We start from the raw sequence: 23,885 nt of genomic DNA, 5'->3' as shown, positions 1-23,885 counted from the left end.
CGCGCGCATAACGTGCCCCCATGCTTGGCTATGCGCTCAAACGTCTGACCTCGCTGGCGCTTTCGCTTCTGGCCGCGTCGCTGGTCATTTTCCTTGTGGTCGAGGTCGCCCCGGGCGATCCGGCCAGCTACATGCTGGGGATGAACGCACAGCCCGACACGGTGGCGGCGCTGCGCAGCGAACTGGGGCTCGATCTGCCAAAATGGCAGCGCTATCTGAGCTGGCTCGGAGGCATGGTCTCGGGCGATTTCGGCACCTCCTACACCTACCGCACGCCGGTGGCGCAGATGGTGGCCGACCGCATCATCGTGTCGCTGCCGCTGGCGCTCTATGCGCTGGTGCTGTCTGTGCTCGTCGCCTTTCCAGCGGGCATCTACGCCGCGGCCTGCCGCGGCAAGGCCGGGGACGCAGGCGTGATCGGCGCGACGCAGCTTGGCATCGCCATCCCCAATTTCTGGTTCGCCATGCTGCTGGTGCTGCTGTTTGCGCTGAAGCTGCGCTGGTTCAGCGCCGGCGGCTTTCCCGGCTGGGACGACCCCCTTTTGGCGCTGAAATCGCTGACTCTTCCGGCGGTGGCGCTGGCGCTGCCGCAGGCGGCGATCCTCGCGCGGATCATGCGAAGTTCTCTCATAGACATTCTGTCCGAGGATTTCATCCGCACCGCCCGCGCCAAGGGGCTCTCGCGGCGGCAGGCGCTGTGGCGGCACGGGTTGCGCAATGCGCTGATCCCGGTGCTGACCATCCTCGGGCTGCAGTTCTCCTTCTTGCTGGCCGGGGCGATCATCATCGAACAGGTGTTCTTTCTGCCCGGCCTCGGGCGTCTCATCTTCCAGTCGATCACCCAGCGCGACCTGATCGTGGTGGAAAGCGTGGTCATGCTGCTGGTCTTCGCGGTGATCGCGGTGAATTTCCTGACCGATCTGGCCTATGCGCTGGTCGATCCCAGGCTGAGGCGCGCGCGATGAAACCCACGCTTCTCCTCGGTGCCGTGCTGACTCTCACCTTCGCCGCCGCCGCGTTGCTGTCGTTCCTCTGGACACCGGGCGACGTCGAGGCGGTGAACATCGCCGCCCGCCTGCAGCCGCCTTCGGCGGCGCATCTGCTGGGCACCGATCACTTGGGCCGCGACATGCTGAGCATGATCATGACAGGCGCGCGCACGTCTCTGGCGGTGGCATTGGTGGCCGTGGGCCTCGGCATGGGGCTGGGCGTGCCGCTCGGGCTCGCCGCCGCGGCGCGGCAGGGCGGCTGGCTCGACGAGTTGGTGATGCGCACCAATGACCTGATCTTCGCCTTTCCCTCACTGGTCATCGCCATCCTGATCACCGCTATCTTCGGGCCGGGCGCGCTCAATGCCATCCTCGCCATTGGCATTTTCAACATTCCCGTCTTCGCGCGGCTCACCCGCGGCGCGGCGCTGAGTTTCTGGCGCCGCGAGTTCATCCTCGCCGCCCGTGTCGCCGGCAAGGGCGCGCCGCGCATCAGCGCCGAGCACATCCTGCCCAACCTCGCCAACCTGCTGATCGTGCAGGGCACCATCCAGTTCTCGCTCGGCATTCTCGCCGAGGCTGGGCTCTCTTACGTCGGCCTTGGCGCGCAGCCGCCGGTGCCGAGCTGGGGCCGCATGCTGGCCGACGCGCAGACCATGGTGGCCCTTGCGCCGCATGTGGCCATCGTGCCCGGCCTCGCCATCGTGCTGACCGTGCTCGGCCTCAACCTGCTTGGCGACGGGTTGCGCGACGCCCTCGATCCCCGTCTGAGGCCCTCGCGCGCATGATGTCTTCGTCTAGACCCAAATATCCCGGGGAGCGCGGCGCGCCAGCGACGCGCGGGGCAGAGCCCCCGGTCCGGCAGGCGTCAGAGGCGCTTCTGGAGATCGAGGGCCTGAGCCTGTCCATCGGCGAGACCCCGATCCTGCAGGACGTCTCCCTTTCGCTGCCGCAGGGCGAGATCCTCGCGCTTACCGGCGAGTCGGGGTCGGGCAAGTCGATGACCGCGCTCGCCGCGATCGGGCTGCTGCCCGAGCGGGCCGAGACCGCCGGCCGCCTTCGGCTCTCGGGACAGGACCTGCTGACATTGCCGGAAAGCGATCTCTGCGCCCTGCGCGGGCGCGAGGTGGGCATGGTCTTTCAGGAACCGATGACCGCGCTCAACCCGGTGCAGCGCATTGGCGATCAGGTGATGGAAACGATCCTGATCCACAAGGCGATGCGGCGCGACGCCGCCCGCGCCCGCGTCGCCGAGGTTATGGCCCGCGTCGGGCTCGACCCTGAGCGCATCCCGTTTTCTCGCTACCCGCACGAGCTTTCGGGCGGGCAGCGTCAGCGCGTCGGCATCGCCATGGCCATCGCTCTGCGCCCGAAGCTGCTGATCGCCGACGAGCCCACTACGGCGCTGGACGTCACGACGCAGGCGCAAATCCTCGAACTGCTCACCGGGCTGGTGCGCGAAGAGGGCATGGGACTGCTGATGATCACCCATGACCTTGCCGTGGTGGCCGGCATGGCCGACCGCCTCGCGGTGATGAAGCAGGGCCGCATCGTCGAGCAGGGGCCGACGCCGCAGGTGCTGGCCGAGCAGCGCCACCCCTATACCCGCCAGCTTTTCGAGGCCTCGCGTCACCAAGCGCCGCTGGTCGCGATGACGCCCGGAGAGATTCAGCTTAGCGTGCAGGGGGCCGTCCGCGACTACCCGCTGCCGCGCAAACATCCTTTCGCACCCCGCCGCGCGTTCCACGCCGTGAAGGGCGTCAGCTTCGACATCCGCCGCGGCGAGCGCGTCGGCCTCGTGGGCGAGTCGGGCTGCGGCAAGTCCACGCTCAGCCGGGCGATCCTCGGGCTGGAGCCGCTGCAGGCCGGAACGATCACCCTCGACGGCAGGCCGATCCTCTCGCACGGCAAGCCCGACCCTCAGATCCGCCGCCGCGTGCAGGTGGTGTTTCAGGACCCCTATGGCTCGTTCAATCCGCGCCACAGCGTCGGGAGGATCATCGCCGAGCCCTTCCACCTGCTGCCCGATCCCCCGAAGGGCGCGGCGCGGCAGGCGGCCATCGCCGGAGCGCTCAGCGCCGTGGGGCTGAAGCCCGAGCACGCGGAGGCCCCGATCCATGCCTTTTCCGGCGGGCAACGCCAGCGCATCGCCATCGCCCGCGCGCTGATCATCGAGCCCGAACTGGTGATCTTCGACGAGGCGGTCTCGGCGCTCGACGTGCGGGTGCGGGCGCAAATCCTCGATCTGGTGGCCGAGCTGTCTCGGACAAGGGGCCTCAGCTATCTCTTCGTGAGCCATGATCTGTCCGTGGTGCGCTCGATCACCGATCGGGTGCTGGTGATGCGCGAGGGCGAGATTGTCGAGCGCGGTGACACAAGCGACGTGTTTGACAATCCGCGGCACTGGTATACCAAATCGCTCATGGAGGCGGCGCCGAAACTTCCGGTGCCGGAGACGGAAGGAGATGACGATGCCAGAGGGGAGCCCCTTTGACAGCGCTCGCGTGCTCATTGGCGGCACGTGGCGCGAGACCGCGGACACGCTGCCGCTGAGCGATCCATCCACGGGCGAAGAGATCGGACGCATCGCCCGCGGTGGCGCTGCTGAAATCGACGCAGCCGTGGCGGCGGCGCAGGCGGCGCTCGACGGGGAGTGGGGGGCGATGACCGCGCTGGAACGCGGGCGCATCCTCACCCGCATCGGTTTGCTGGTGCTCGAGAATGTCGACCTGCTCGCCCGGATCGAGGCGCAGGACGTGGGCAAACCGCTGAGCCAAGCCCGTGCCGACGCGGTGGCTCTGGCGCGCTACTGCGAGTTCTACGGCGGCGCGGCGGACAAGATCCATGGCGAGACCATCCCCTATCAGGGTGGCTACACCGTCTACACGCTGCGCGAGCCGCATGGAGTCACCGGCCATATCGTGCCTTGGAACTACCCGATGCAGATCATCGGCCGCTCGGTCGGCGCGGCGCTCGCCATGGGCAATGCCTGCGTGCTGAAACCGGCCGAAGACGCCTGCCTGACGGCGCTGCATTTCGCTGATCTGGCGCAGCAGGCAGGTCTTCCGGAGGGGGCGCTCAACGTGGTGCCGGGGCTTGGGTCTGAGGCGGGCGCGGCGCTCTCGTCTCACCCCGGCGTGCAGCACATGAGCTTCACCGGCTCGGTCGCCACCGGCGCCGCCGTGCAGCGCGCGGCCTCGGACAATGTGATCCCGGTGACGCTGGAGCTTGGCGGCAAATCCCCGCAGCTGGTCTTCGCCGATGCCGATCTCGACGCAGCGCTGCCGTTCCTGGTGAATGCCGGGCTGCAGAACGCCGGACAGACCTGCTCGGCCTCCTCGCGTATCCTCGTGCAGCGCGAGGTGCTGGACGAGGTGATGTCCCGCATGGCGGCCGCTTACGAGGCGAAGGTCGTCGGTCCGGCCACAGAGGACCGCGATATCGGCCCGCTGATCAACGCCACCCAGAAAGAGCGCGTCGAGGGGTTTCTCGCGCAGGGTGCCGATCTTCCGGTGCTGGCGCGCGCGCGGCTGGCCGAGGGGCTGCCAGACGGCGGGCACTACGTTGCGCCCTGCCTTTTTGGCCCGGTCCCGGCGGAGCACGCGCTGGCGCAGGACGAGGTTTTCGGCCCGGTACAGATGATCATCCCCTTCGAGGATGAGGCGGAGGCGCTGCGCATCGCCAATGGTACTGCCTACGGGCTGGTCGCCAGCGTCTGGACCCGCGACGGCGCGCGGCAAATGCGGCTGGCGAAGAAGCTGAAGGCGGGTCAGGTGTTTCTCAACAACTACGGCGCCGGGGGCGGGGTGGAGCTTCCCTTCGGCGGGGTCGGCAAGTCCGGCCACGGACGCGAGAAGGGCTTCGAGGCGCTCTATGGTTTTTCGGTGCTGAAGACGGTGGCGGCGCATCACGGCTGAGCCTGCGGTTGCAGGGCACGGCTGAGCGCCGCAGGTGACGACATGAGGGAGGAGACAGGCATGAGACTGGACGGGAAAACCGCCATTGTGACCGGTGCGGGGTCGGGCTTCGGCGCGGGCATCGCGCGGCGCTTCGCGGCAGAAGGCGCGCGGGTGATGGTCGCCGACATCAACATGGAGGGCGCCATGGAGGTGGCCGCCGAGTTCGGCGGCGTGGCGCATGAGGTGAACGTGGCCGATGGTGCCTCGGTCGAGGAGATGGCGCTGCGCGCCGGGGCCGAGCTGGGCCGGGTCGACATTCTGGTGAACAACGCCGGGGTGACGCATTTGCCGGGCTTCATGGAAGAGATCAGCGAGGCGGATTTCGACAGGGTCTGGGCGGTGAACTGCAAGTCGGTTTACCTGACGGCCCGCGCGCTGGTGTCGGGCATGAAAGAGCGCGGCGCAGGGGCGATCCTCAACGTCGCCTCGACCGCCGGGGTCTCGCCGCGGCCGAAGCTCAACTGGTACAACGCCTCCAAGGGCTGGATGAACACCGCGACCAAGGCGATGGCGATCGAACTTGCTCCTTTCGGCGTGCGGGTCAACGCGCTGAACCCGGTGGCGGGCGACACGCCGCTGCTGAAGAGCTTCATGGGCGAGGACACGCCGGAGATGCGCGAGAAATTCCTCTCGACCATTCCCATGGGCCGCTTCTCGACCCCGGAGGATCTGGCCAATGCGGCGCTCTACCTATGCTCGGACGAGGCCTCGCTGGTCACCGGCGTGTGCATGGAAGTGGACGGCGGGCGCTGCATCTGAGGCGTTGCGGTTGGGGGCGCTGCCCCCGCCGCGGCTGCGCCGCGACTCCCCCGGCGTATTTGGCAAGAGAAGAAGGCCGGGCTTTGCGCTTTCCATCGGGCCATGGGCGGCATAAGGCCTTTCATTGTGCGCGAAATACGCGAAGGAGCGCCTGCGACAGCGGGCGCCCTTGTTTTTTGCCGCAGCGCAGCAAAATATCAACCTGTGGCTGCAAGGAGTGGTTTCATGCGACCCGGTCCCCTCAATCTGATCACCGACGTGCCCGGTCTGAAGGTCGGCAATGCCGAGGACTCCCTGCTCAAGTCGGGCGTCTCCGTGGTAGCCGCCGAGGCACCGATGGTGGCGTCTGTCTCGGTCATGGGCGGCGCGCCCGGCACGCGCGAGACCGATCTGCTGGCACCAGACAAGACCGCGCCGGGCGTCGATGCGCTGGTGCTGTCGGGCGGCAGTGCCTTCGGTCTGGCGGCGGCGCAGGGGGTGATGGACGCGCTGCATGAAGAGGGGCGCGGCTTTGAGGTGTTCTCGGCCCGCGTGCCGATCGTGCCTGCGGCGATCCTGTTCGATCTGCTCAACGGCGGCGACAAGCACTGGGGGGTGAACCCTTACCCGGCGCTCGGACGGCAGGCGCTGACGAACGCCCGGACGGATTTCCGTCTTGGCTCGCGCGGGGCGGGATGCGGGGCGCAGACCGCGCAGCACAAGGGCGGGCTGGGCTCTGCCTCGCTGGTGCTGGAGGGTGGGATCACCGTCGGGGCGCTGGTGGCGGTGAACCCGATGGGCAGCGTGATGACGCCCTCGGGCCGGCATTTCTGGGCCGCGCCCTTCGAGATCGGCGAGGAGTTCGGCGGCCTTGGGACCGAGCCGGCGTCGGGGTTCCACGAGATGCCGCAGAGCCGCAAGGTCGGCGCCATGGCGGCCTTGGGGAATACCACGATCGCCGTGGTGGCGACCGATGCGCAGCTGGACAAGGCGCAGGCGCATCGTATGGCGGTGGCGGCGCAGGATGGGATTGGCCGGGCGATCCACCCGGCGCATTCGCCGATGGACGGGGATCTGGTGTTTGCCTGTGCCACCGGCCAGCGGGCGCTGGTCGAGCCGGCGCTGCAGCTGTCGCAGATCGGCCACGCGGCAAGCCTGTGCCTTGCACGGGCCATCGGGCGCGCCGTCTGGGAGGCGAGCCCCGCGCCCGACGACACGCTGCCGACGCTGCGCGAGGACTTGGGCCTGTAGCGCTTTTCCGCGTCGTCTTGACTGAAGCGCGCTGCGCGGCGCCTTGGCGGATCAGCGCAGGATCGGCGGGCTGTCGGGGTCGGACCCGGGAGCGATGCGCTCGACCCGCTGCGGCTCTTCGATCTCTGGCAGGTCGAAGCGCAGGCCGACGCGGGTGAGGCTGGCCGCAAGCTCGTCGCTGTCGCGCAGGAAGAGCACGTCGAGCGCCCCTGCCTCGATGCCCGAGAACACCAGCGCCTCGTTCACCGCGCGTGCCAGCGCATCCTCGGCGCCGGGGACGGTGCCGGCGAAGGCGAGGATATGGCCACGTCCGCCGCCCTCATAGGCGGCGCTTGCCAGCCAAGCGCAGCGGGCGAAGCCGGCGGCGGTGGCGAGCTTGGTGTCGAGCGCGGTCAGCAGGGCCTCGGGCAGGCCGGCGGGCCGAGTGACCTCTTCGATCCGTGCCTCACTTTCCGACGGGCCATGGCCCAGCGTCGCCGCCAGCCAGTCCACCGCTTCCGCGGGCAGCAGGGTGGCGGCGTCGGACACCTCGATGTTCACCGCCAGCCCGATGCCCTGACCGGCGAGCATGTTGGCCACCGCGCGGCCCGAGAGCGCCGCATAGGGCGCGGCACGGCCGACGAATTGCGACAGGCGCTCTTCGCGGTCGAAGACCAGCACGAAGCGCGCGTCGCCCACATCAAAAAGCTCGGGTTCGATCTGGTCGCCGTCGATCTCGCGGGTGAGCAGCAGGAACATCTCGCCATCGGCAAGCCGCTCGTAAAAGCGCAGGCGGGCGTTGTCGTCCTCGGGCGCGGCTTCCATTGCGGCAAGAGCGGCGTCGAGCGGTGTGGTGGTCATGTCAGTACCTCGCGGACACGGGCGCGCAGGACGGGCAGCAGCTCGGCCTCGAACCACGGATTGCGTTTGAGCCAAGCCGTATTGCGCCACGACGGATGGGGCAAGGGGCAGGCGTCCGGCATATGGGCGCGCCAGGTCGCCACGGTCTCGGTGACGCCGCGTTTCGTGCCGAGATGGTAGCGGTGCGCATGGCCGCCGACATAGAGCCGCAGCGGCAGCGGACCGAGCGCCTTGAACAGCGGATCGTGCCAAGTGGCACGGCAAACGGGCGGGGGCGGCAGGTCGGCGCCCTTGGCGTCGTAGCCAGGGAAACAGAAGGCCATGGGCACGATGGCGACGCGGCTCTGGTCCCAGAACTCCTCTTCCGAGAGTCCCAGCCACGCGCGCAGCCTGTCTCCGGAGGGATCGTTGAACGGGCGGCCCGAGGTGTGCACGCGCATCCCCGGTGCCTGCCCGGCGATCAGCAGCCGCGCGCCGGGTCGGAACCAAGGCACTGGGCGCGGCGCATGCCGGGTCGCGGTGGCGGCGAAGCGCGGCGCGCAGAGCCGGCAGGCGGCGATTCCGGCGTGCAGATCGCTGAGGGTATCGGAGGTGTCAGACATGGCGCAGAGGTAGGGGCTGCTGCACGGCGATACCAGTGGCGGCGCGCTCAGGCGATCTCGGCGGCGTCGAGGTGATCGCACAGGCGCCCATAGAGGCCAAAGCGGCGGCAGATGCGGTCGAGTTTGCTTTTCAGCCCGGCATTGCCGAGGGTGCTCCACTGGTGCTGGCGCAGGCCCCAGTAGGCAGCGGTTCGGCGTCCCAGCGGGGCGCGCTCGGCGCGGCTCAGCAAGAACTCTCCACCATCGGTGAACTCATAGGGGTGCAGGTAGATGTGCGGCGGCATGCCAGCGTTCTCGCAGCCAGCCAGAAGACGGTCGGCAAAGGCCGCGGGAAAGAGCTTCAGGTAGGAGCCGCCGAGCTTCATCTCGGGCAACCCTTCGAAGGGCGGCGCGGCATAGATCGGCAGCAGTTTCAGCGTGGTCAGCCCCATGCGCTGGCGAAAGGCGCGCACCGCGCCGCGGCTGTCGGCGAAGAATGAGGAATCATAGGCGAAGTGCTTTTCCACCACGCGGTATTGCGCCGGGTCGGACTTTTCGATGCGAAATTTCGGCGCGCGGAAGCCCTGTACCGGTGCGTTGGCGGCGCTTTCCAAAGCGGCTTTGGCGCGTTGCAGGTTGCTGTCGATCTCGGCGGCTGACTGCTTCCGCAACTCATCGTGGAAGTGGTAATGGCAGGCCACCTCGTGCCCGTCGCGGGCGATGCGCGCGATCAGGTCGGGCAATTGGTCGGCGATAATGCCGGTGCAGAAGAAGGTGGCGCGCGCGTCGTGGTCGCGCAGGAAGCCGTCGATGCTCTCATAGCCGGTCCAGAGCGCGTCGCCGCGCAGCGGGCCGGTTTCCCACAGCCCGAGGTCTCGCTTCAGATCATGGGCGAAATCCTCAAAGTCGATGCTCAGGAAAAGATCGGGCTCGCTCATGTCAGCGCCTCGCGGGTGACGATATAGGGGCCGATCATCAGGGCGTCGACGCCCGAGGCGCGGAAGGTGGCCAGCGCGTCGGCGGGGCTGTGCACGATCGGCTCTTGGATGTTGAACGAGGTGTTGAGCAGCACCGGCACGCCGGTCAACTCGCCAAAGCGCGACAGCAGCGCGTGATAGCGCGGGTTGGCCGCCGCCGAGACGCTGTGCACGCGGGCGGTCTGATCCACATGGGTGACCGCCGGGATCGCTTCGGCCTTCTCGTCGCGCACGCGCGCGACGATGTTCATATAGGGGCTGGGCTGATCGATCTCGAAGAAAGTGCTCGCGGCCTCTTCGGTGACGCTGGGGGCGAAGGGGCGGAAAATCTCACGCTTCTTGATCTTGCGGTTCAGCTCTTCGCGCATCTCGTCGCGGCGCGGATCGGCGAGGAAGCTGCGCGATCCCAGCGCGCGGGGGCCGAACTCGCTGCGGCCCTGAAACCACGCGATCACCAGCCCGTCGGCCAGCATCTGCGCGGCTTGATCGACAAGGGCGGTGTCGGGCAGCGCGTCCGGCACCGGCAGACCGGCGTCGGTGATGGCGCTTTCGAGCTCGGGCTCGCTGTAGCCCCGGCCAAGGTAGGGCAGACGCACAGGCTCGGGATCGGCTTTGACGCCGCGCGCGGCCAGATCGGCCATCGCTGCGCCGATGGCACAGCCAGCGTCATGCGGCGCAGGGGGGATGATGATCTCGTCGAAGAGGCCCTTGGCCAGCAGCTTGCCATTGGCCGTGACATTCAGCGCGCAGCCCCCCGAGATCACCAACCGCCGAAGTTCAGGGTGGCGGTCGCGAACCGGCGCGAGCAGGTGTTCAACGGCTTCTTCTTGGACATGCTGGACCGAGGTGGCCAGATCCACATGGCCCTGCTCCGGCTCGGCATCCGGGGCGCGGCGCGGGCCGAAGTGCTGTTCCATCTCGATTGGAAACACGCCTTTCAGCGCGGCATGGTAGTCGCACAGCCGGGTGTTGAGCGCGTAGCGCCCGCCGGGCTGCAGGCGCAGCGCGTGGCTGCGCAGCGCGTCGGCGTATGTGGGGTTGCCGTAGGGCGCGAGCCCCATCATCTTGTATTCGCCCTCGAGCATCTTGAAGCCCAGATAGCCGGTGAAGACGCTGTAATAGTGGCCCAGAGAATTGGGCCAGCGGTGGCGCGAGATCAGTTCGCGCTGGCCGTCGCGGACGACATGCAGCACGGTCGAGTTCTCTTCGCCGCCGCCGTCGTAGGACAGCGAGACAAACGCGTCCCAGTCGCGCATCGCCTCGGCATAGAGCTGATGGCATAGGTGGTGGTCGTGAAAGCTGATCTTCGCCTCGACCGGGCCGAGCCGTTCGCGCAGCATCCGGCGCAGGCGGAAAAGATCGCTCCAAGAGCCGGACACCTCGTTTTCCGGCGTGTCGGGCGTGTTGATGAACATCTGCCGGGCGCGTGCGACAATGGCCCCGCGGGCCTGCGGCGATCCGGCCATCTTGCGCAGCGTGCCGAAGCCACGCGTGGCAAGGCGCCACGGCTGCCAGTAGACGGCGATGCGATCGATCTGCGCGGCGCTGATCCCGGCCATGGACAGGCATTCGTCGATGGCCAGCCACGGAAACGCGCCGTCGTTCTTGATCCGGCTGAGGCGTTCGTTCTCTACCGCGGCGATGAGCTGGCCGTTGTGAAAGAGCGCCGCTGCGCTGTTGTCCATGGTCGCGAGGCCAAGTGTGTAGCTCATGCGCTATGGGCTCCTGCCGTCTTTCGTTTCCCGCGAACCATACAGGCTTCGTCAGGGGCTTAAAGCGCGATTCGACCGGCCATGGCGCAGGCCCGCCGCGAGGATTTATGTGGTTTCGCGATCAGTGCCGGGGATCTCATGGCGTTGTTGCAAATTTTGGTCATAATCTAACCCAATTCGCCAAATAACCGTCACGTAACCCGAGCGCCGTAGTATGCAGGCCGCTCGAAGGGGGTGGGTGATGATCGAGTTCGACATGGTCAGCAAGTCCTTCTGGACCGGAGAGCGCCGCAAGGTGATTCTCGACCGTGTCTCGTTCAACGTCACGCTTGGCGAAAGCGTCGGCATCCTCGCTCCGAACGGCACCGGCAAGACCACCTTGATCCGCATGATGGCAGGGCTGGAGAAGCCGGATGAGGGAGAGATCCGGCGCACGTCGCGAGTGTCGTTTCCACTCGGTTTCATGGGCGGGGTGATCTCGAAGATCTCGGCGCGCGAGAACGCGCGGTTCATCGCCCGGATGTACGGGCTCGATCCAGAATATGTCGAGGCGTTCTGCCGCTGGCTTTGCGGGCTGGGCGAGTATTTCGACCAGCCGATCGGCACCTATTCGTCGGGGATGAAGGCGCGGTTCACCTTTTCGCTGATGCTGGCGCTGGATTTCGATATCTACCTGATCGATGAAGGCATGCCGAGTTCCACCGACGTCGAGTTCAACCGCAAGGCCGGCGAGATCCTTGCCGAACGATTGCGCACCACGACCATCGTGATCGTCTCGCACCAGCCCGCGCTGCTAGAGAAATTTGCCCGCAAGGCGGCGGTCCTGATGGACGGTAAGCTGCACCAGTTTGAAACCTTGGAAGAAGCGAAACAGCTCTATGACTACGAAACCCAAGGCTAAGAAGTTCCGCATCCGCCGCCCCGAGCCCACGCAGCCCGCCGATCCCGCGCCCAAGGGGGCCGCACCAAAGCCCGACGGTCTGCCGCGGTTTTCCAACACCACGCCCGGCGCCACCGAGGCGCACGGGTCCACCGCGCCGCAGGCGAACACCGCGGCGAAAACAGAGCCCAAGCCAGAGGCAGCTCCGAAGGCCGGAGCCACCGATCTCGAGGCGATCCGCAGCGAAGGGCTGACCGGGCGGCAGCTGCGCCTTGCCCGGCGGGTGGCGCAAAAGCACGGGCTCGAACCTGCGTCCGACCATGACGCGGTGCGCCTGCTGCGTGCCCGTGGGATCGATCCGTTCCGCCGCAGCACGATGCTTGAACTGGTGGTGCCCGAAACGGCTGCTGGTGGCGGCGGCAAGGGCGGCGGTGCGGCGCCGGAGGCCGGCGTGCCGGCGGTGCAGCCGGGCGGACGCAAACCGGGCAACCAGTTGCCGCAGACCGTACCGGCGGGCAAGGACAACCTGCCGTCGACGCAGACCGCCAGCCCGGCCGAACGCCGCGCCGCGGAGATCATGAAGATCCAGCAAGAACTGGCAAAGCGCCGCCGCAAGAAGATGGCGCTGCTGCTGAGCCGGCTGGCCTTCTTCGTGCTGCTGCCGACGCTGATCGCGGGCTATTACTTCTATGTCGTCGCGACGCCGATGTACGCCACGAAATCCGAGTTCCTGATCCTCAAGGCGGAAAGCTCCGGGGCGTCGATGGGCAGCCTCTTCTCTGGCACGCAATTCGCCACCAATCAGGATGCCATCGCGGTCCAGAGCTACCTGATGTCCAAGGATGCCATGCTGCGGCTCGACCGCGATGAGGGCTTCAAGGCGCACTATCAGCAGGCGTGGATCGATCCCATTCAGCGGCTCGACGACGACGCCTCGACCGAGGATGCCTTCGCCGTCTACGAGCGCAACATTGACATCGGCTATGACCCGACCGAGGGCGTGGTGAAGATGGAGATTCAGGCCGCCGATCCTGAAACCGCGGCGCGTTTCAGCCGGGCGCTGATCGGTTATGCCGAAGACCGCGTCGACAACCTGTCGCTGCGCAAGCGCTCGAACGCCGTGACCGATGCCGAGACCGGATTGGAAGAGGCGCAGGCCGAGCGTCAGGACGCGCAGGAAAAGCTGGTGCGGTTGCAGCAGCAGGGTTCGGTGATCGATCCCGAGGGGCGGATCGCGGCGTTGCGCACGCAGATCAGCAACATCGAGGTGCAACTGCAGGAAAAGCGCCTGACGCTGCAGGCGTTGCTCGACAATGCGCGCCCCAACAGCAGCCGGGTCGAGGGCGCGCGCGGCGACGTGCGCCGGCTCGAGGCGCTGCTGGATGACCTCAACGCGCAGATGAACACCGCCACCACGGGCGAGGATTCGCTGGCCGAGAAGGCGGTGCAGATCCAGCTGGCGCAGGCCGATCTGGCGACGCGCGATCTGATGCTGCAGACCGCGTTGGAGCGGCTGGAACAGGCGCGGCGCGATGCCGACAGCCAGGCGCGCTATCTGACCACCTCGGTCGAGCCGGTGGCCGCCGAGGATCCCAGCTACCCGCGCAGCTTCGAAAACACCATTCTGGCGTTTCTGATCTTCTCGGGCATTTACCTGATGATCTCTCTCACCGCGTCGATCCTGCGCGAGCAGGTCTCGACCTGATCGACGCCGCTGGCAGAAAGCAAAACGCCCGGCCATTGGCCGGGCGTTTTCGTACTCTGCAGGCCGGGTAGGCTCAGGCGGCTTCGGCGCGCGCGGGCTTCAGCGCCTCGCCCCAGGCTGCCAGCTCGCTGAACATGCCGGACATGCCGTCAAGCACCGGCTGCTCGGGGCGCAGCACACCGTCTTCGCCGATGTAGTTGAACACGAAGGGCACCGGCACCGACTGCGGCAGCGCCATGACGTTCATGTTGACCAGCAGCTGGCGCAGCTCTTGCGCGGCGCGCATGCCGCCCGAAACACCGCCGTAGCTGACCACGGCCGCGACCTTGCGTTCCCATTCCACGGCGAGGCACTGGATGGCGTTGACCACGGCGGCCGAGGGGAAGCTGTTGTATTCCGGGGTGAGGAAGATGAAGGCGTCGGCTTCGTTCACCTTCTCGGCCCACTTGCGGGTGTGCGCGTGCTCGTAGGCTTGGGCGCGCGGGTGGCCAGCTTCGTCGAGCAGCGGCAGGTCGATCTCCTTGAGGTCGACGACTTCGACGTCGAAGCCGTTCTGCTGCTTGGCGAGGTCTTCGACCCATTTGCCGACGATGGGCACGATGCGGCCGGGGCGGGTGGAGCCGAGGATGATTTTCACTTTGAGAGCCATGGGAGGGCCTTTCGAATGGGGTTGCGGTGAAGCGACCCCGGGAGGCGGGCCGCGACTTGACCGGATACCTACGCTCTCTGCGCTGCGGCACAATAAGCCGGAACGCACAACGCGGGTGCGCCTGTGCACGAGCTGCCGCGCGGACGTCTGCGCGAGACCCGCGCGGCGATCTGCCGATCTCAGGGAACCCGGCGCGCGGGGGCGCGCGTTGAGATCGCATAGACGCGGAGGACAAAGCATGCCTGAAGGAAACGCAGCCGACACCGCCCAGAGCACTGGCCAGAACACCGGCCAGAAGGCGGACCTCTATCGCATGGTGATGCCAAAGCACCTGTGCCCCTGGGGGCTGAAGACCAAGGACCTGCTGGAGCGCGAGGGATACGACGTCGAGGATCACCCGCTGCGCAGCAAGGACGAGACACAAGCTTTTCAACGCGAGCACGATGTAAAGACCACCCCGCAGGTGTTCATCGGCGGGCAGCGCATCGGTGGCTACGAGGAGCTGCGGCGCCACCTCGGCAAGCCGGTTCGTGACCCCGAGGCGACCTCCTACACGCCGGTCCTCGCGATTTTTGCCGCGGCCTTCCTGATGGCGCTGGCGGTGAGCTGGCTGGTGCTGGGCACGTTGCTGTCGTGGCAGGTGATTGAATGGTTCGTCGCCTTCGGCATGGTGCTGCTGGGGCTGCAGAAGCTGCAGGACGTCGAGAGCTTTCAGACTATGTTCCTGAACTACGATCTGCTGGCGCAGCGGCAGGTGCGCTACGGCTACGTCTATCCGTTTGCGGAAACCGGCGCGGGCTTGCTGATGCTGGCGGGCGTGCTGACATGGCTCGCGGCGCCAGTGGCCTTGGTGATCGGCACGGTCGGCGCGGTGTCTGTGTTCAAGGCGGTCTACATCGACAAGCGCGAACTCAAATGCGCCTGCGTGGGGGGCGGTAGCAACGTGCCGCTGGGGTTCGTTTCGCTGACCGAGAACCTCGCGATGATCGGTATGGGGCTTTGGATGCTGCTTAAGTTGGCGCTCTGAGGTGCCGTGATTCCCCAACGAAAAAGGCCCGCCGGTCTGGCGGGCCTTTTGTTGTTGAGAGTGGTGCGGCTCAGACCTTCTCGGTCAGTTCCGGCACCATGGTGAAGAGGTCGCCCACGAGGCCATAGTCCGCCACTTGGAAGATCGGCGCCTCTTCGTCCTTGTTGATCGCGACGATCACCTTGGAGTCTTTCATGCCCGCGAGGTGCTGGATCGCGCCCGAGATGCCGACCGCGATGTACAGATCCGGTGCCACGACCTTGCCGGTCTGGCCGACCTGCCAGTCGTTCGGGGCAAAGCCGCTGTCCACCGCGGCGCGCGAGGCGCCAACGGCGGCGCCGAGCTTGTCGGCCAGAGCCGAGATCAGCGCGAAATCCTCTTCCGAGCCGACGCCGCGGCCCCCCGACACGACGATCTTCGCCGAGGTCAGCTCCGGGCGATCGCTCTCGGCCATCTTGTCCTCGACCCATTCGGACAGGCCCGGGTTGTCGCCCGCGCCGATGCTCTCGACCGCGGCCGAACCGGTGCCGCCGGCGGCGTCGAAGGTCGAGGTGCGGAAGGTGATGACCTTCTTGGCATCCTTCGATTTCACCGTCTGGACCGCGTTGCCGGCGTAGATCGGGCGCTCGAAGGTGTCGGCGTCGACCACGGCGGTCACATCGGTCAGGATCATCGCGTCGAGCAGCGCGGCGACGCGCGGCAGGATGTTCTTGGCGTCGGTGGTGGCCGGCGCGACGATGTGGCTGTACTCACCGGCGAGCGACACGATCAGCGCCGCGACCGGCTCCGCCAGACGATGGCCATAGAGCGCATCCTCGGCGACCAGCACCTTGGCCACGCCGTCGATCTTCGCGGCCTCTTCGGCGGCGGCAGCAGCCGAAGCGCCCGCGGCCAGAACGGTGACGTCACCCAGTTTCGCCGCAGCGGTCACCGCCTTGGCAGTGGCATCGAGCGACAGCGCGCCGTCGTTGATTTCGGCAAGAAGAAGAACAGCCATCAGAGTGCCCCCGCGTCTTTCAGTTTCGCCACGAGCTCGTCGACCGAGCCCACCTTGATGCCGGCTGCGCGCTCTTCGGGCTCCGAGGTCTTGACGATCTCAAGGCGCGGCGAGACTTCGACGCCGAAGTCGGCGGCGGTCTTCTCGTCGAGCGGCTTTTTCTTCGCCTTCATGATGTTCGGCAAGCTCGCATAGCGCGGCTCGTTGAGGCGCAGGTCGGCGGTGATGATCGCCGGCAGGCCGACCTTGATGGTCTGCAGTCCGCCATCGACCTCGCGCGCCACGGTGGCCGCCTCGCCGTCCACATCGAGCGAATTGGCGTAGGTCGCCTGCGCCCAGCCCAGAAGACCGGCGAGCATCTGGCCGGTGGCGTTCATGTCGTTGTCGATCGCCTGCTTGCCCATGATGACGAGGCCGGGGGCCTCTTCCTCGACGATCTTGGCGAGGATCTTGGCAACGGCGAGCGGCTCGATGTCGGTGTGCACGTCTTCGGCAGCGGTCACCAGAATGGCGCGGTCGGCGCCCATGGCCAGCGCGGTGCGCAGGGTTTCCTGGCTTTGCTTGACGCCGATGGAGACGACGATGACCTCTTCGGCCTTGCCGGCTTCCTTGAGGCGGATCGCCTCTTCGACGGCGATCTCGTCGAAGGGGTTCATCGACATCTTGACGTTGGCAAGATCGACGCCCGTGCCATCCGCTTTCACGCGGACCTTCACGTTGTAGTCGATCACGCGCTTCACGGGCACAAGCACCTTCATGAGCGGATCTCTCCCTAAGTTTCGCCGCGCCTTGCACGGCACTTCGTGGTTCTCCCGAGGGGTGATAACGAAGTGAACGCGGCGGAAACAGTGCCAATTTGCCCAACCGCAGCAAAACGCCGCGCCACTGGCGCGAGGTCAGCGGGGCGGACCGCTGGAATGTCGCGACGGAATTTCGAACGGTCGGAAACGCTTTTCGGCAGGGTTCTCTGTCTGCTCAAAAATTAAGCAAGAAGAGCTACCTCTCAGAATTCTCCCGGGATTGCGCCGTGAAAAGATGATTCGCGAAGCCGCTATTTTGACCGCTGACACCGCCTTTGGGCGCGTGAAAACGAAGCGGGGCCGCGTGTCGCGGCCCCTGCAATGCTCTTTGCCTGAGGCGATCTGAGGGTCAGGTGAAGGTGTTGTCGCGGGGGAAGCCGCGCGGCGCCATGCGACCGGCGGTGGCGCGCTTGGCGATCCACTCGGACAGGTCGGACTGGGTGCGTGTGCGCCCGGCCGGGTCTTTCCAAGTCAGACCGTCGGCCAATGTGAAGGTGGTGAGGTCCGACAGGCCGCCGTCCTTGTACTTCTGCAGGCGCACGCCCTTACCACGGCCCATCTCGGGCAGTTCGTCGAGCATGAAGACCAGAACCTTGCGGTTCTCGCCGACCACCGCCACCGCATCGCCGGTCACCGGCTTGCAGATCTTCGCCACGGCGGGCTCGCGCACGTTCAGCGCCTGCTTGCCGCCGCGGGTCTGGGCCAGCACGTCAGCCTCGGGCACCACGAAACCGTCGCCCGCCGAAGAGGCCAGCAGCAGCCTGCGGCCCGGCACATGCGCGAAGATGTCGATGATCTGCACCTCGTTGGGCAGGTCGACCATCAGCCGCAGCGGCTCACCCATGCCGCGCCCGCCGGGCAGGTTCGCGGCGGAAACCGTGTAGAAACGCCCGTTCGAGCCGAACACCAGCAGACGGTCGGTGGTCTCGGCGTGGAAGATGAAACGCGGGCCGTCGCCATCCTTGAACTTCAGTTCCGAATTCAGGTCGATATGGCCCTTCATCGCGCGGATCCAGCCCATCTGCGAGCAGACCACGGTGATCGGCTCGCGCTCGATCATCGCTTCCAGCGGCACCTCTTCGGCTTCGCCGGCTTCGGCAAAGCTGGTCAGGCGGGCGCCGCGGTCGAGGTCCTTGGCGAAGGCCTTCTTCACGTCGCGCAGTTCACCAGAGATGCGCTTCCACTGCAGGTCCTCGCTGGCAAGCAGGTCTTCGAGCCCGGCGCGCTCTTCCATCAGCTTGTCGCGCTCGGCGACCAGTTCCATCTCCTCGAGCTTGCGCAAGCTGCGCAGGCGCATGTTTAGGATTGCCTCGGTCTGCACTTCGGTGAGGCCCAGATCCTCGTCGCCCGACACCGGGGCAGGGGAGACGTAATCGGCCTCGGAGGTGGCGCGGGCAAACTCGCGGCCCCAGTCCTCGCGCATCAGCGCCGCCTTGGGGTCCTCGTCGTAGCGGATGATGTCGATGACCCGGTCGAGGTTGAGGAAGGCGATGATCAGGCCTTCCAGCACCTCCAGCCGGTGATCGATCTTTTCCATGCGATGCTGCGAGCGGCGGCAGAGCACGTCGCGCCGGAAATCGAGGAAGGCGCGCAGCACCTCCTTCAGCGAGCAGACCTTCGGCGTCACCCCGTCGATCAGCACGTTCATGTTGAGCGAGAAGCGGATTTCCAGATCGCTGTTCTTGAACAGCAAGTTCATCAGCAGCTCTGGATCGACGTTCTTCGTCTTGGGTTCCAGAACCATGCGGATGTCTTCGGCGCTCTCGTCGCGGATGTCGGCGAGGATCGGCACCTTCTTGGTCTGGATCAGCTCGGCGAGCCGCTCGACCAGCTTCGATTTCTGCACCTGATAGGGAATCTCGGTGACCACCACCTGCCATTGCCCGCGGCCGAGGTCCTCGACCTCCCACTTGGCGCGCAGCCGGATCGAGCCACGGCCCGTTGCATAGGCCTGCGCGATGTTCTCGCGCGGCTCGACGATCACCCCGCCGGTGGGGAAATCGGGGCCGGGCACATATTGCAGCAGCGTCTCGTCCAGCGCGTTCGGCGATTTGATGAGATGCAGCGAGGCATCGATCAACTCGCCGATGTTATGCGGCGGGATGTTGGTCGCCATGCCCACCGCGATGCCCGAGGAGCCGTTGGCCAGCAGGTTCGGGTAGGAGGCCGGCAGCACCACCGGTTCTTCGAGACGGCCATCATAGTTCGGGCGGTAGTCGACCGCGTCCTCGTCGAGACCCTGAAGCAGCGCTTCGGCCATGATGGTCATCCGCGCCTCGGTGTAGCGCGAGGCCGCCGGGTTGTCGCCGTCGATGTTGCCGAAGTTGCCCTGACCGTCGACCAGCGGGTAGCGAATGGTGAAATCCTGCGCGAGGCGCGCCATGGCGTCATAGATCGCCGCGTCGCCGTGCGGGTGGAAATCCCCCATCGTGTCGCCGGAGATTTTTGCCGACTTCAGGAAGCCCCCGCTGGAACTAAGTCGCAGCCGGCGCATTGCATAAAGGATACGACGATGCACGGGCTTGAGCCCGTCCCGGGCGTCTGGCAGCGCCCGGTTCATGATCGTCGACAGAGCATAGGTCAGGTACCGCTCGCCGATTGCCCGGCGCAGGGTTTCTGCCACGTTACGAGGGTTCATGTTGGGGTCATCGACGATATCGTTCATGCATATTGTGATACCTGCGCAGAAAAGCGCGGGCAAGCGATCCGCACCGCGAATTCCGCTCAGAGCGGATTTTTCCAGATTCTCGCTTAAGGCGAGCGCGCAAATCGGCTATGCTGGGCACGACGCCGAGTATTGGAACGGTGCGCCCGCGGCCTTTTTCAGCCAGCCCTATTCTGTTCAGGAGATTTCCGCATGAAACGCCTCATGGTGCTCACTTTTGGCCTTTTGGGCTGGGCTTGGTACGCGATGTCCGGGGGCGCGGAGTTCTCCGCTGGCACCAACGGTGTCGATCTGCCCGTGATGGTCCGCAGCGCCGAGGCCGAACCACAGCCAACCGTATCGCCCGAAGCCACCTCCGCCGCGCCCGAAGTGACCCGAGCCAGCACCGCATCGCTGACGGATGTCGGCTCGGCCGAATCGGAGCCGGCGGTGACCAAGGCTGTGGCCCAAAGGCCGGAGCCGGATGTGAGCGGCCTCGCTCTGGCTGCCGTACCCGACAAGCCCATCGCCGCCAGCTTCGAGCCCGAAAGCGCGGCGCCCGAAGCCGCCCCCGTCGATCTGCGCGAGGTGACCGGCAGCCGGGTCAACCTGCGCTATGGCCCGGGCACCGGATATTCGGTTGTCGGGCAGCTGATCGAGGGCGACCGGGTCGAGGTGCTCAGCGATCCCGGTGACGGCTGGGTGAAACTGCAGGCTCAGGGCGGCGGCTCGGCGGGCTGGATGTACGATGCCTATCTGGCCGCAGCGGTGAATTGAGCCGCTGACTCAAGGCGGCGGGGCGCGCGTGCGAAGATTGCAGCCTGCGCGCCGCTGCCCTATCCCGGTCTCAACGAACAGGAGACCGGCGCATGGCATCGAGCCTCGAATCGAGCCCAGAACAGGCTGTACAAGACACCCGAAAAACCATTCTGATCACCGGTTGCTCGTCCGGCATCGGCGCGGCGGCGGCTCGCGGGCTGCGCGCCCGCGGCTGGCGCGTCTTCGCCAGTTGCCGCAGCGAAGAGGATTGCGCCCGGCTGCGCACCGAGGGCTTCGAAAGCCCGCGGCTCGACTACGCCGATGAGGCCTCGATGGAGGCGGCGCTAGCCGAGGTGCTGGCGGCGACCGGGGGCACGCTGGATGCGCTCTATAACAACGGCGCCCATGCGATGCCCGGCGCGCTCGAAGACCTGCCCACCGGCGCGCTGCGCGAGATCTTCGAGGTCAACCTCTTTGGCTGGCACACGCTGACCCGCAAGGTGATCCCGGTGATGCGGGCGCAGGGCCACGGGCGGATCATCAACTGCTCGTCGGTCCTCGGGCTGGTGCCGATGCCCTGGCGCGGCGCCTATGTGTCGAGCAAACATGCGCTCGAGGGGCTGACGGATGTGCTGCGCATCGAGATGTCCGACACGCCGATCAAGGTGATCCTCATCGAGCCCGGCCCGATCACCTCGAAGATCCGCGCCAACTCGGTTCCGCATTTCGAAAAATGGGTCGACTGGCAGGCCAGCCCGCGCCGCGCGCAATACGAGGGCTCGCTGCGCAAGCGCCTCTATGCGGCTCCGAAGGAAGACACGTTCGAACTGCCCGCCTCGGCCGTCACCGAGAAACTGATCCTGGCACTGGAAAGTGCCCACCCCGCGCCGCGCTACTACGTCACCACGCCGACCCACGTCATGGGCGCGCTGCGGCGTCTGTTGCCGTCGTGGCTGCTTGACCGGATCATCGCGCAGGCCCGCTAGGGCAGGGCGCGCTATGGTCGCAGCCGCGCGGCTTCGCTTTTTGCACCGAAGCGGCTATGTGGGAGACAAGAGGATAGGGAGGCAATTCCATGCGTGATGACCCGCTGTTTCTGGTGGTCGCTGTCGTGATGATGGCGGTCGTGGGCATCCTGCTCTTCGGCATCGGCTCGTTCGCGAAGGGAGGCACCTTCAACAAGAAATACGCCAACAAGGCGATGCGTTGGCGCATCATCGCGCAGTTTGCGGCGGTGGTGCTCATCCTCGTCTTCGTGCTGATACGGAGAAGCTGAATGATCGTGCTCAACAAAATCTACACCCGCACCGGCGACAAGGGCGACACCGCGCTGGTCGACGGCTCGCGCGTGCCCAAACATTCGCCGCGTGTTGAGGCGTATGGCACGGTGGACGAGCTCAACTCGGTGGTGGGGCTGGCGCGGCTGCACGCGGACGCGGCGCTGGATGTGGCGCTTGCGCGGATCCAGAACGATCTTTTTGATCTCGGCTCCGACCTCGCGCGCCCGGACATGGCCAAGGATGCCGAGGCCGGTTACCCCGTGCTGCGCGTGACGCAGGCGCAGGTGGAGCGGCTCGAGGCCGAGATGGACGCGATGACCGCCAAGCTCGAGCCGCTTCGCAGCTTCGTGCTGCCCGGCGGCACCGCCGCGTCGGCCTTCCTGCACCAATGCCGGACCGTCGCCCGCCGCGCCGAGCGCCGCGCGGTCGAGCTTGCCTCCGTGGAAGACGTTAATCGCCCCGCAGTGACCTACCTCAATCGGCTCAGCGACTGGTTCTTCTGCGCCGCGCGTATGGCCAATGACGGTGGCGCGTCGGACGTGCTCTGGGTGCCGGGCGCCAACCGCGAGTGAGCAAAGAAGGGGGCGCTGCCCCCTCGCCGCTGCGCGGCTCACCCCCGGCGTATTTTTCAAGAGAAGAAGCGGGATGACGCCCCCGGCTTCTTCTCTTCACAAATACGCACATCTCCCACAGCTCCGTTCGAGCGGCCTTCGGCTCCTGGGCGCGGCTCTGTGCATCGGCGGCGTCCCGATCATGCCACAGGTCTAGGGGGAAGATAGCGGGAACAGGCCTGGGTGTCTCGGTAGCATTGCCAGCGGCGCGGCCGCCGGGCTATCGCTCGGGGCCGAAAGTCGTTGGAGAGTTTGCCGATGTTCCGCCTTGCTGCCGCCCTTGCTGTGCTCCTCGGGCTCGCCGCCTGTGCCGACGGTCAGCGCAATCTGGAAAAACCGGTTGAACCGCTGGGCGATTTCAAACTCGGGTTTTCCGAGGTTGTGGCGCCCAATCTCGTCAGGGGACCGCTGTCGCGCGAGGCCAGCGCTGAGGCGTGGATCAGGGCGGTCGATCACGCGATTGAGGAGCGGTTCGACCGCCAGCGCGGCGGGAAATATTACCATATCGGAACCAGTGTCGAAGGCTACGTCTTGGCCCAGCCCGGCGTGCCGCTGGTGTTCAGCCCGAAGTCGGCGCTGATCCTTCGGGTCACCGTCTGGGACGATGCGGCCCAGAAAAAACTCAACGAGGCGCCCGAGCAGATCACCGTGATGGAGGCGATCACCCCCGAGACCTTGGCCGGTTCCGGTCTCACCCAGTCGAAGGCCGAGCAGATGCGGAACCTCTCGGCCAATGCGGCGCTGCAGATCGAGATGTGGATGCGCCGTGAGCTGCGCGCGCAGGGCTGGTTCGGCGGGGTCACGGCGCAAGAGGCGGCGGAGGCGCAGTTGGCCGGTGCAGGCGAGGCCGCCGGGGCGAGTGCGGATGGCGCCAGTGAGGCGGCGCCGGACCCCTCGCGCGCGGCCGCGTCACCGGCAAAGGCGGGCCGAGAGCGCGAAACCGTGACCGAATAACCGCGTTTCGAGGGGGCCATTTGCCAACGAACGCTTGATTTTCTGCTCTCGACTCAATAAACGGCCCGCGATGCGAAACCGGGTCGCAGTCGACCCCCTAGAGGTGAGACGTCTGTAAAGATGGCAAAGGAAAAGTTTGAGCGCGGCAAACCGCACTGCAACATCGGCACGATCGGTCACGTTGACCACGGCAAAACCACGCTGACCGCAGCGATCACCAAGTACTTTGGTGACTTCCGTGCGTACGACCAGATCGACGGCGCGCCGGAAGAGAAGGCACGCGGCATCACGATCTCGACCGCGCACGTGGAATACGAGACCGAAGCGCGTCACTACGCGCACGTGGACTGCCCCGGCCACGCCGACTACGTGAAGAACATGATCACCGGCGCGGCGCAGATGGACGGCGCGATCCTGGTTGTGAACGCAGCTGACGGCCCTATGCCGCAGACCCGCGAGCACATCCTTCTGGGCCGCCAGGTGGGCATCCCCGCCATGGTCGTGTTCCTGAACAAGGTTGACCAGGTGGACG

At 66.6% G+C, this 23,885-nt stretch carries 24 protein-coding genes; 16 read left to right on the top strand and 8 right to left on the bottom strand.

Annotation, left to right across the window (positions count from 1 at the left end):
- Positions 1-20: 20 nt before the first annotated feature.
- From ACXAJT_RS05460 to ACXAJT_RS05435, 6 genes are all read left to right on the top strand, one after another.
- On the top strand, positions 21-965 hold the full coding sequence (locus ACXAJT_RS05460) for an ABC transporter permease (protein WP_475233640.1): 945 nt from the start codon (positions 21-23) through the stop codon (positions 963-965).
- Positions 962-1,777: an ABC transporter permease gene (locus ACXAJT_RS05455; RefSeq protein WP_475233638.1), complete on the top strand. Its 816-nt coding sequence runs from the start codon at positions 962-964 to the stop codon at positions 1,775-1,777. Before ACXAJT_RS05460 ends, ACXAJT_RS05455 begins: the two co-directional genes overlap by 4 nt.
- Positions 1,774-3,483 carry an ABC transporter ATP-binding protein gene (locus tag ACXAJT_RS05450; RefSeq protein ID WP_475233636.1) on the top strand — a complete coding sequence of 570 codons (1,710 nt, stop codon included), beginning with the start codon at positions 1,774-1,776 and terminating at the stop codon, positions 3,481-3,483. The genes ACXAJT_RS05455 and ACXAJT_RS05450 overlap by 4 nt, the downstream gene beginning before the upstream one ends.
- Positions 3,461-4,906: an aldehyde dehydrogenase family protein gene (locus ACXAJT_RS05445; protein WP_475233634.1), complete on the top strand. Its 1,446-nt coding sequence runs from the start codon at positions 3,461-3,463 to the stop codon at positions 4,904-4,906. Before ACXAJT_RS05450 ends, ACXAJT_RS05445 begins: the two co-directional genes overlap by 23 nt.
- A 60-nt stretch (positions 4,907-4,966) precedes the next feature.
- Positions 4,967-5,707 carry an SDR family oxidoreductase gene (locus ACXAJT_RS05440; protein ID WP_475233632.1) on the top strand — a complete coding sequence of 247 codons (741 nt, stop codon included), beginning with the start codon at positions 4,967-4,969 and terminating at the stop codon, positions 5,705-5,707.
- Positions 5,708-5,932: 225 nt separating this feature from the next.
- Entirely contained in the window at positions 5,933-6,937 is a 1,005-nt protein-coding gene (locus ACXAJT_RS05435; RefSeq protein WP_475233630.1) for a P1 family peptidase, read from the top strand.
- 51 nt (positions 6,938-6,988) lie between these two features.
- Here ACXAJT_RS05435 and ACXAJT_RS05430 read toward each other — a convergent pair whose 3' ends face one another.
- Genes ACXAJT_RS05430 through ACXAJT_RS05415 form a run of 4 tightly spaced genes read right to left on the bottom strand, consistent with a single transcriptional unit; the run spans position 6,989 to position 11,047 of the window.
- Positions 6,989-7,777 (bottom strand): SseB family protein, encoded by a 789-nt coding sequence (locus ACXAJT_RS05430; RefSeq protein WP_475233628.1) that lies wholly within the window; start codon positions 7,775-7,777, stop codon positions 6,989-6,991.
- Complete coding sequence (locus ACXAJT_RS05425; protein WP_475233625.1) at positions 7,774-8,379, bottom strand: uracil-DNA glycosylase family protein; 606 nt, start codon at positions 8,377-8,379, stop codon at positions 7,774-7,776. Before ACXAJT_RS05425 ends, ACXAJT_RS05430 begins: the two co-directional genes overlap by 4 nt.
- A gap of 47 nt (positions 8,380-8,426) precedes the next feature.
- Positions 8,427-9,296 carry a polysaccharide deacetylase family protein gene (locus ACXAJT_RS05420; protein WP_475233623.1) on the bottom strand — a complete coding sequence of 290 codons (870 nt, stop codon included), beginning with the start codon at positions 9,294-9,296 and terminating at the stop codon, positions 8,427-8,429.
- Positions 9,293-11,047: a carbamoyltransferase family protein gene (locus ACXAJT_RS05415; RefSeq protein WP_475233621.1), complete on the bottom strand. Its 1,755-nt coding sequence runs from the start codon at positions 11,045-11,047 to the stop codon at positions 9,293-9,295. The genes ACXAJT_RS05420 and ACXAJT_RS05415 overlap by 4 nt, the downstream gene beginning before the upstream one ends.
- Before the next feature lie 241 nt (positions 11,048-11,288).
- On the opposite strand from ACXAJT_RS05415, the gene ACXAJT_RS05410 reads away from it, so the two are divergent.
- Both ACXAJT_RS05410 and ACXAJT_RS05405 read left to right on the top strand, forming a co-directional pair.
- Entirely contained in the window at positions 11,289-11,948 is a 660-nt protein-coding gene (locus ACXAJT_RS05410; RefSeq protein WP_475233619.1) for an ABC transporter ATP-binding protein, read from the top strand.
- Complete coding sequence (locus ACXAJT_RS05405) at positions 11,926-13,632, top strand: capsule biosynthesis protein (RefSeq protein ID WP_475233618.1); 1,707 nt, start codon at positions 11,926-11,928, stop codon at positions 13,630-13,632. The genes ACXAJT_RS05410 and ACXAJT_RS05405 overlap by 23 nt, the downstream gene beginning before the upstream one ends.
- A gap of 73 nt (positions 13,633-13,705) precedes the next feature.
- Here ACXAJT_RS05405 and ACXAJT_RS05400 read toward each other — a convergent pair whose 3' ends face one another.
- Positions 13,706-14,281: an NADPH-dependent FMN reductase gene (locus tag ACXAJT_RS05400; protein WP_475233617.1), complete on the bottom strand. Its 576-nt coding sequence runs from the start codon at positions 14,279-14,281 to the stop codon at positions 13,706-13,708.
- A gap of 238 nt (positions 14,282-14,519) precedes the next feature.
- Between ACXAJT_RS05400 and ACXAJT_RS05395 the strand changes: the two genes are divergently transcribed.
- Positions 14,520-15,308 carry a MauE/DoxX family redox-associated membrane protein gene (locus tag ACXAJT_RS05395; RefSeq protein WP_475233616.1) on the top strand — a complete coding sequence of 263 codons (789 nt, stop codon included), beginning with the start codon at positions 14,520-14,522 and terminating at the stop codon, positions 15,306-15,308.
- Positions 15,309-15,378: 70 nt separating this feature from the next.
- Here ACXAJT_RS05395 and ACXAJT_RS05390 read toward each other — a convergent pair whose 3' ends face one another.
- The 3 genes from ACXAJT_RS05390 to ACXAJT_RS05380 form a co-directional block, all read right to left on the bottom strand.
- On the bottom strand, positions 15,379-16,305 hold the full coding sequence (locus tag ACXAJT_RS05390; protein WP_475233615.1) for an electron transfer flavoprotein subunit alpha/FixB family protein: 927 nt from the start codon (positions 16,303-16,305) through the stop codon (positions 15,379-15,381).
- On the bottom strand, positions 16,305-17,063 hold the full coding sequence (locus ACXAJT_RS05385; protein WP_475233613.1) for an electron transfer flavoprotein subunit beta/FixA family protein: 759 nt from the start codon (positions 17,061-17,063) through the stop codon (positions 16,305-16,307). The genes ACXAJT_RS05390 and ACXAJT_RS05385 overlap by 1 nt, the downstream gene beginning before the upstream one ends.
- A gap of 391 nt (positions 17,064-17,454) precedes the next feature.
- On the bottom strand, positions 17,455-19,770 hold the full coding sequence (locus ACXAJT_RS05380) for a DNA topoisomerase IV subunit A (protein ID WP_475233612.1): 2,316 nt from the start codon (positions 19,768-19,770) through the stop codon (positions 17,455-17,457).
- On the opposite strand from ACXAJT_RS05380, the gene ACXAJT_RS05375 reads away from it, so the two are divergent.
- The 7 genes from ACXAJT_RS05375 to ACXAJT_RS05345 all read left to right on the top strand — a co-directional run.
- Positions 19,769-19,966 carry a hypothetical protein gene (locus tag ACXAJT_RS05375; protein WP_475233609.1) on the top strand — a complete coding sequence of 66 codons (198 nt, stop codon included), beginning with the start codon at positions 19,769-19,771 and terminating at the stop codon, positions 19,964-19,966. The two genes, ACXAJT_RS05380 and ACXAJT_RS05375, sit on opposite strands and share 2 nt — an antisense overlap.
- Positions 19,963-20,526 carry an SH3 domain-containing protein gene (locus tag ACXAJT_RS05370; protein ID WP_475233606.1) on the top strand — a complete coding sequence of 188 codons (564 nt, stop codon included), beginning with the start codon at positions 19,963-19,965 and terminating at the stop codon, positions 20,524-20,526. The genes ACXAJT_RS05375 and ACXAJT_RS05370 overlap by 4 nt, the downstream gene beginning before the upstream one ends.
- A 92-nt stretch (positions 20,527-20,618) precedes the next feature.
- The gene (locus ACXAJT_RS05365) at positions 20,619-21,494 is read left to right on the top strand and encodes an SDR family NAD(P)-dependent oxidoreductase (RefSeq protein WP_475233604.1); all 876 of its coding nucleotides are present in this window, start codon (positions 20,619-20,621) and stop codon (positions 21,492-21,494) included.
- An 89-nt stretch (positions 21,495-21,583) separates the two neighbouring features.
- On the top strand, positions 21,584-21,784 hold the full coding sequence (locus ACXAJT_RS05360) for a twin transmembrane helix small protein (protein ID WP_475233602.1): 201 nt from the start codon (positions 21,584-21,586) through the stop codon (positions 21,782-21,784).
- Entirely contained in the window at positions 21,785-22,360 is a 576-nt protein-coding gene (locus tag ACXAJT_RS05355) for a cob(I)yrinic acid a,c-diamide adenosyltransferase (protein ID WP_475233600.1), read from the top strand. It abuts the gene before it with no gap.
- 297 nt (positions 22,361-22,657) lie between these two features.
- The gene (locus ACXAJT_RS05350; protein WP_475233598.1) at positions 22,658-23,353 is read left to right on the top strand and encodes a hypothetical protein; all 696 of its coding nucleotides are present in this window, start codon (positions 22,658-22,660) and stop codon (positions 23,351-23,353) included.
- A 120-nt stretch (positions 23,354-23,473) separates the two neighbouring features.
- Positions 23,474-23,885 (top strand): GTP-binding protein (locus ACXAJT_RS05345; protein ID WP_475233596.1); only part of this gene is annotated, 412 nt, incomplete at its 3' end.

Source organism: Salipiger sp. ABF4_146 (assembly GCF_056161345.1).
Note: the sequence above shows the minus strand (reverse complement) of the source record. Positions and strands in the feature narration are given on the sequence as shown.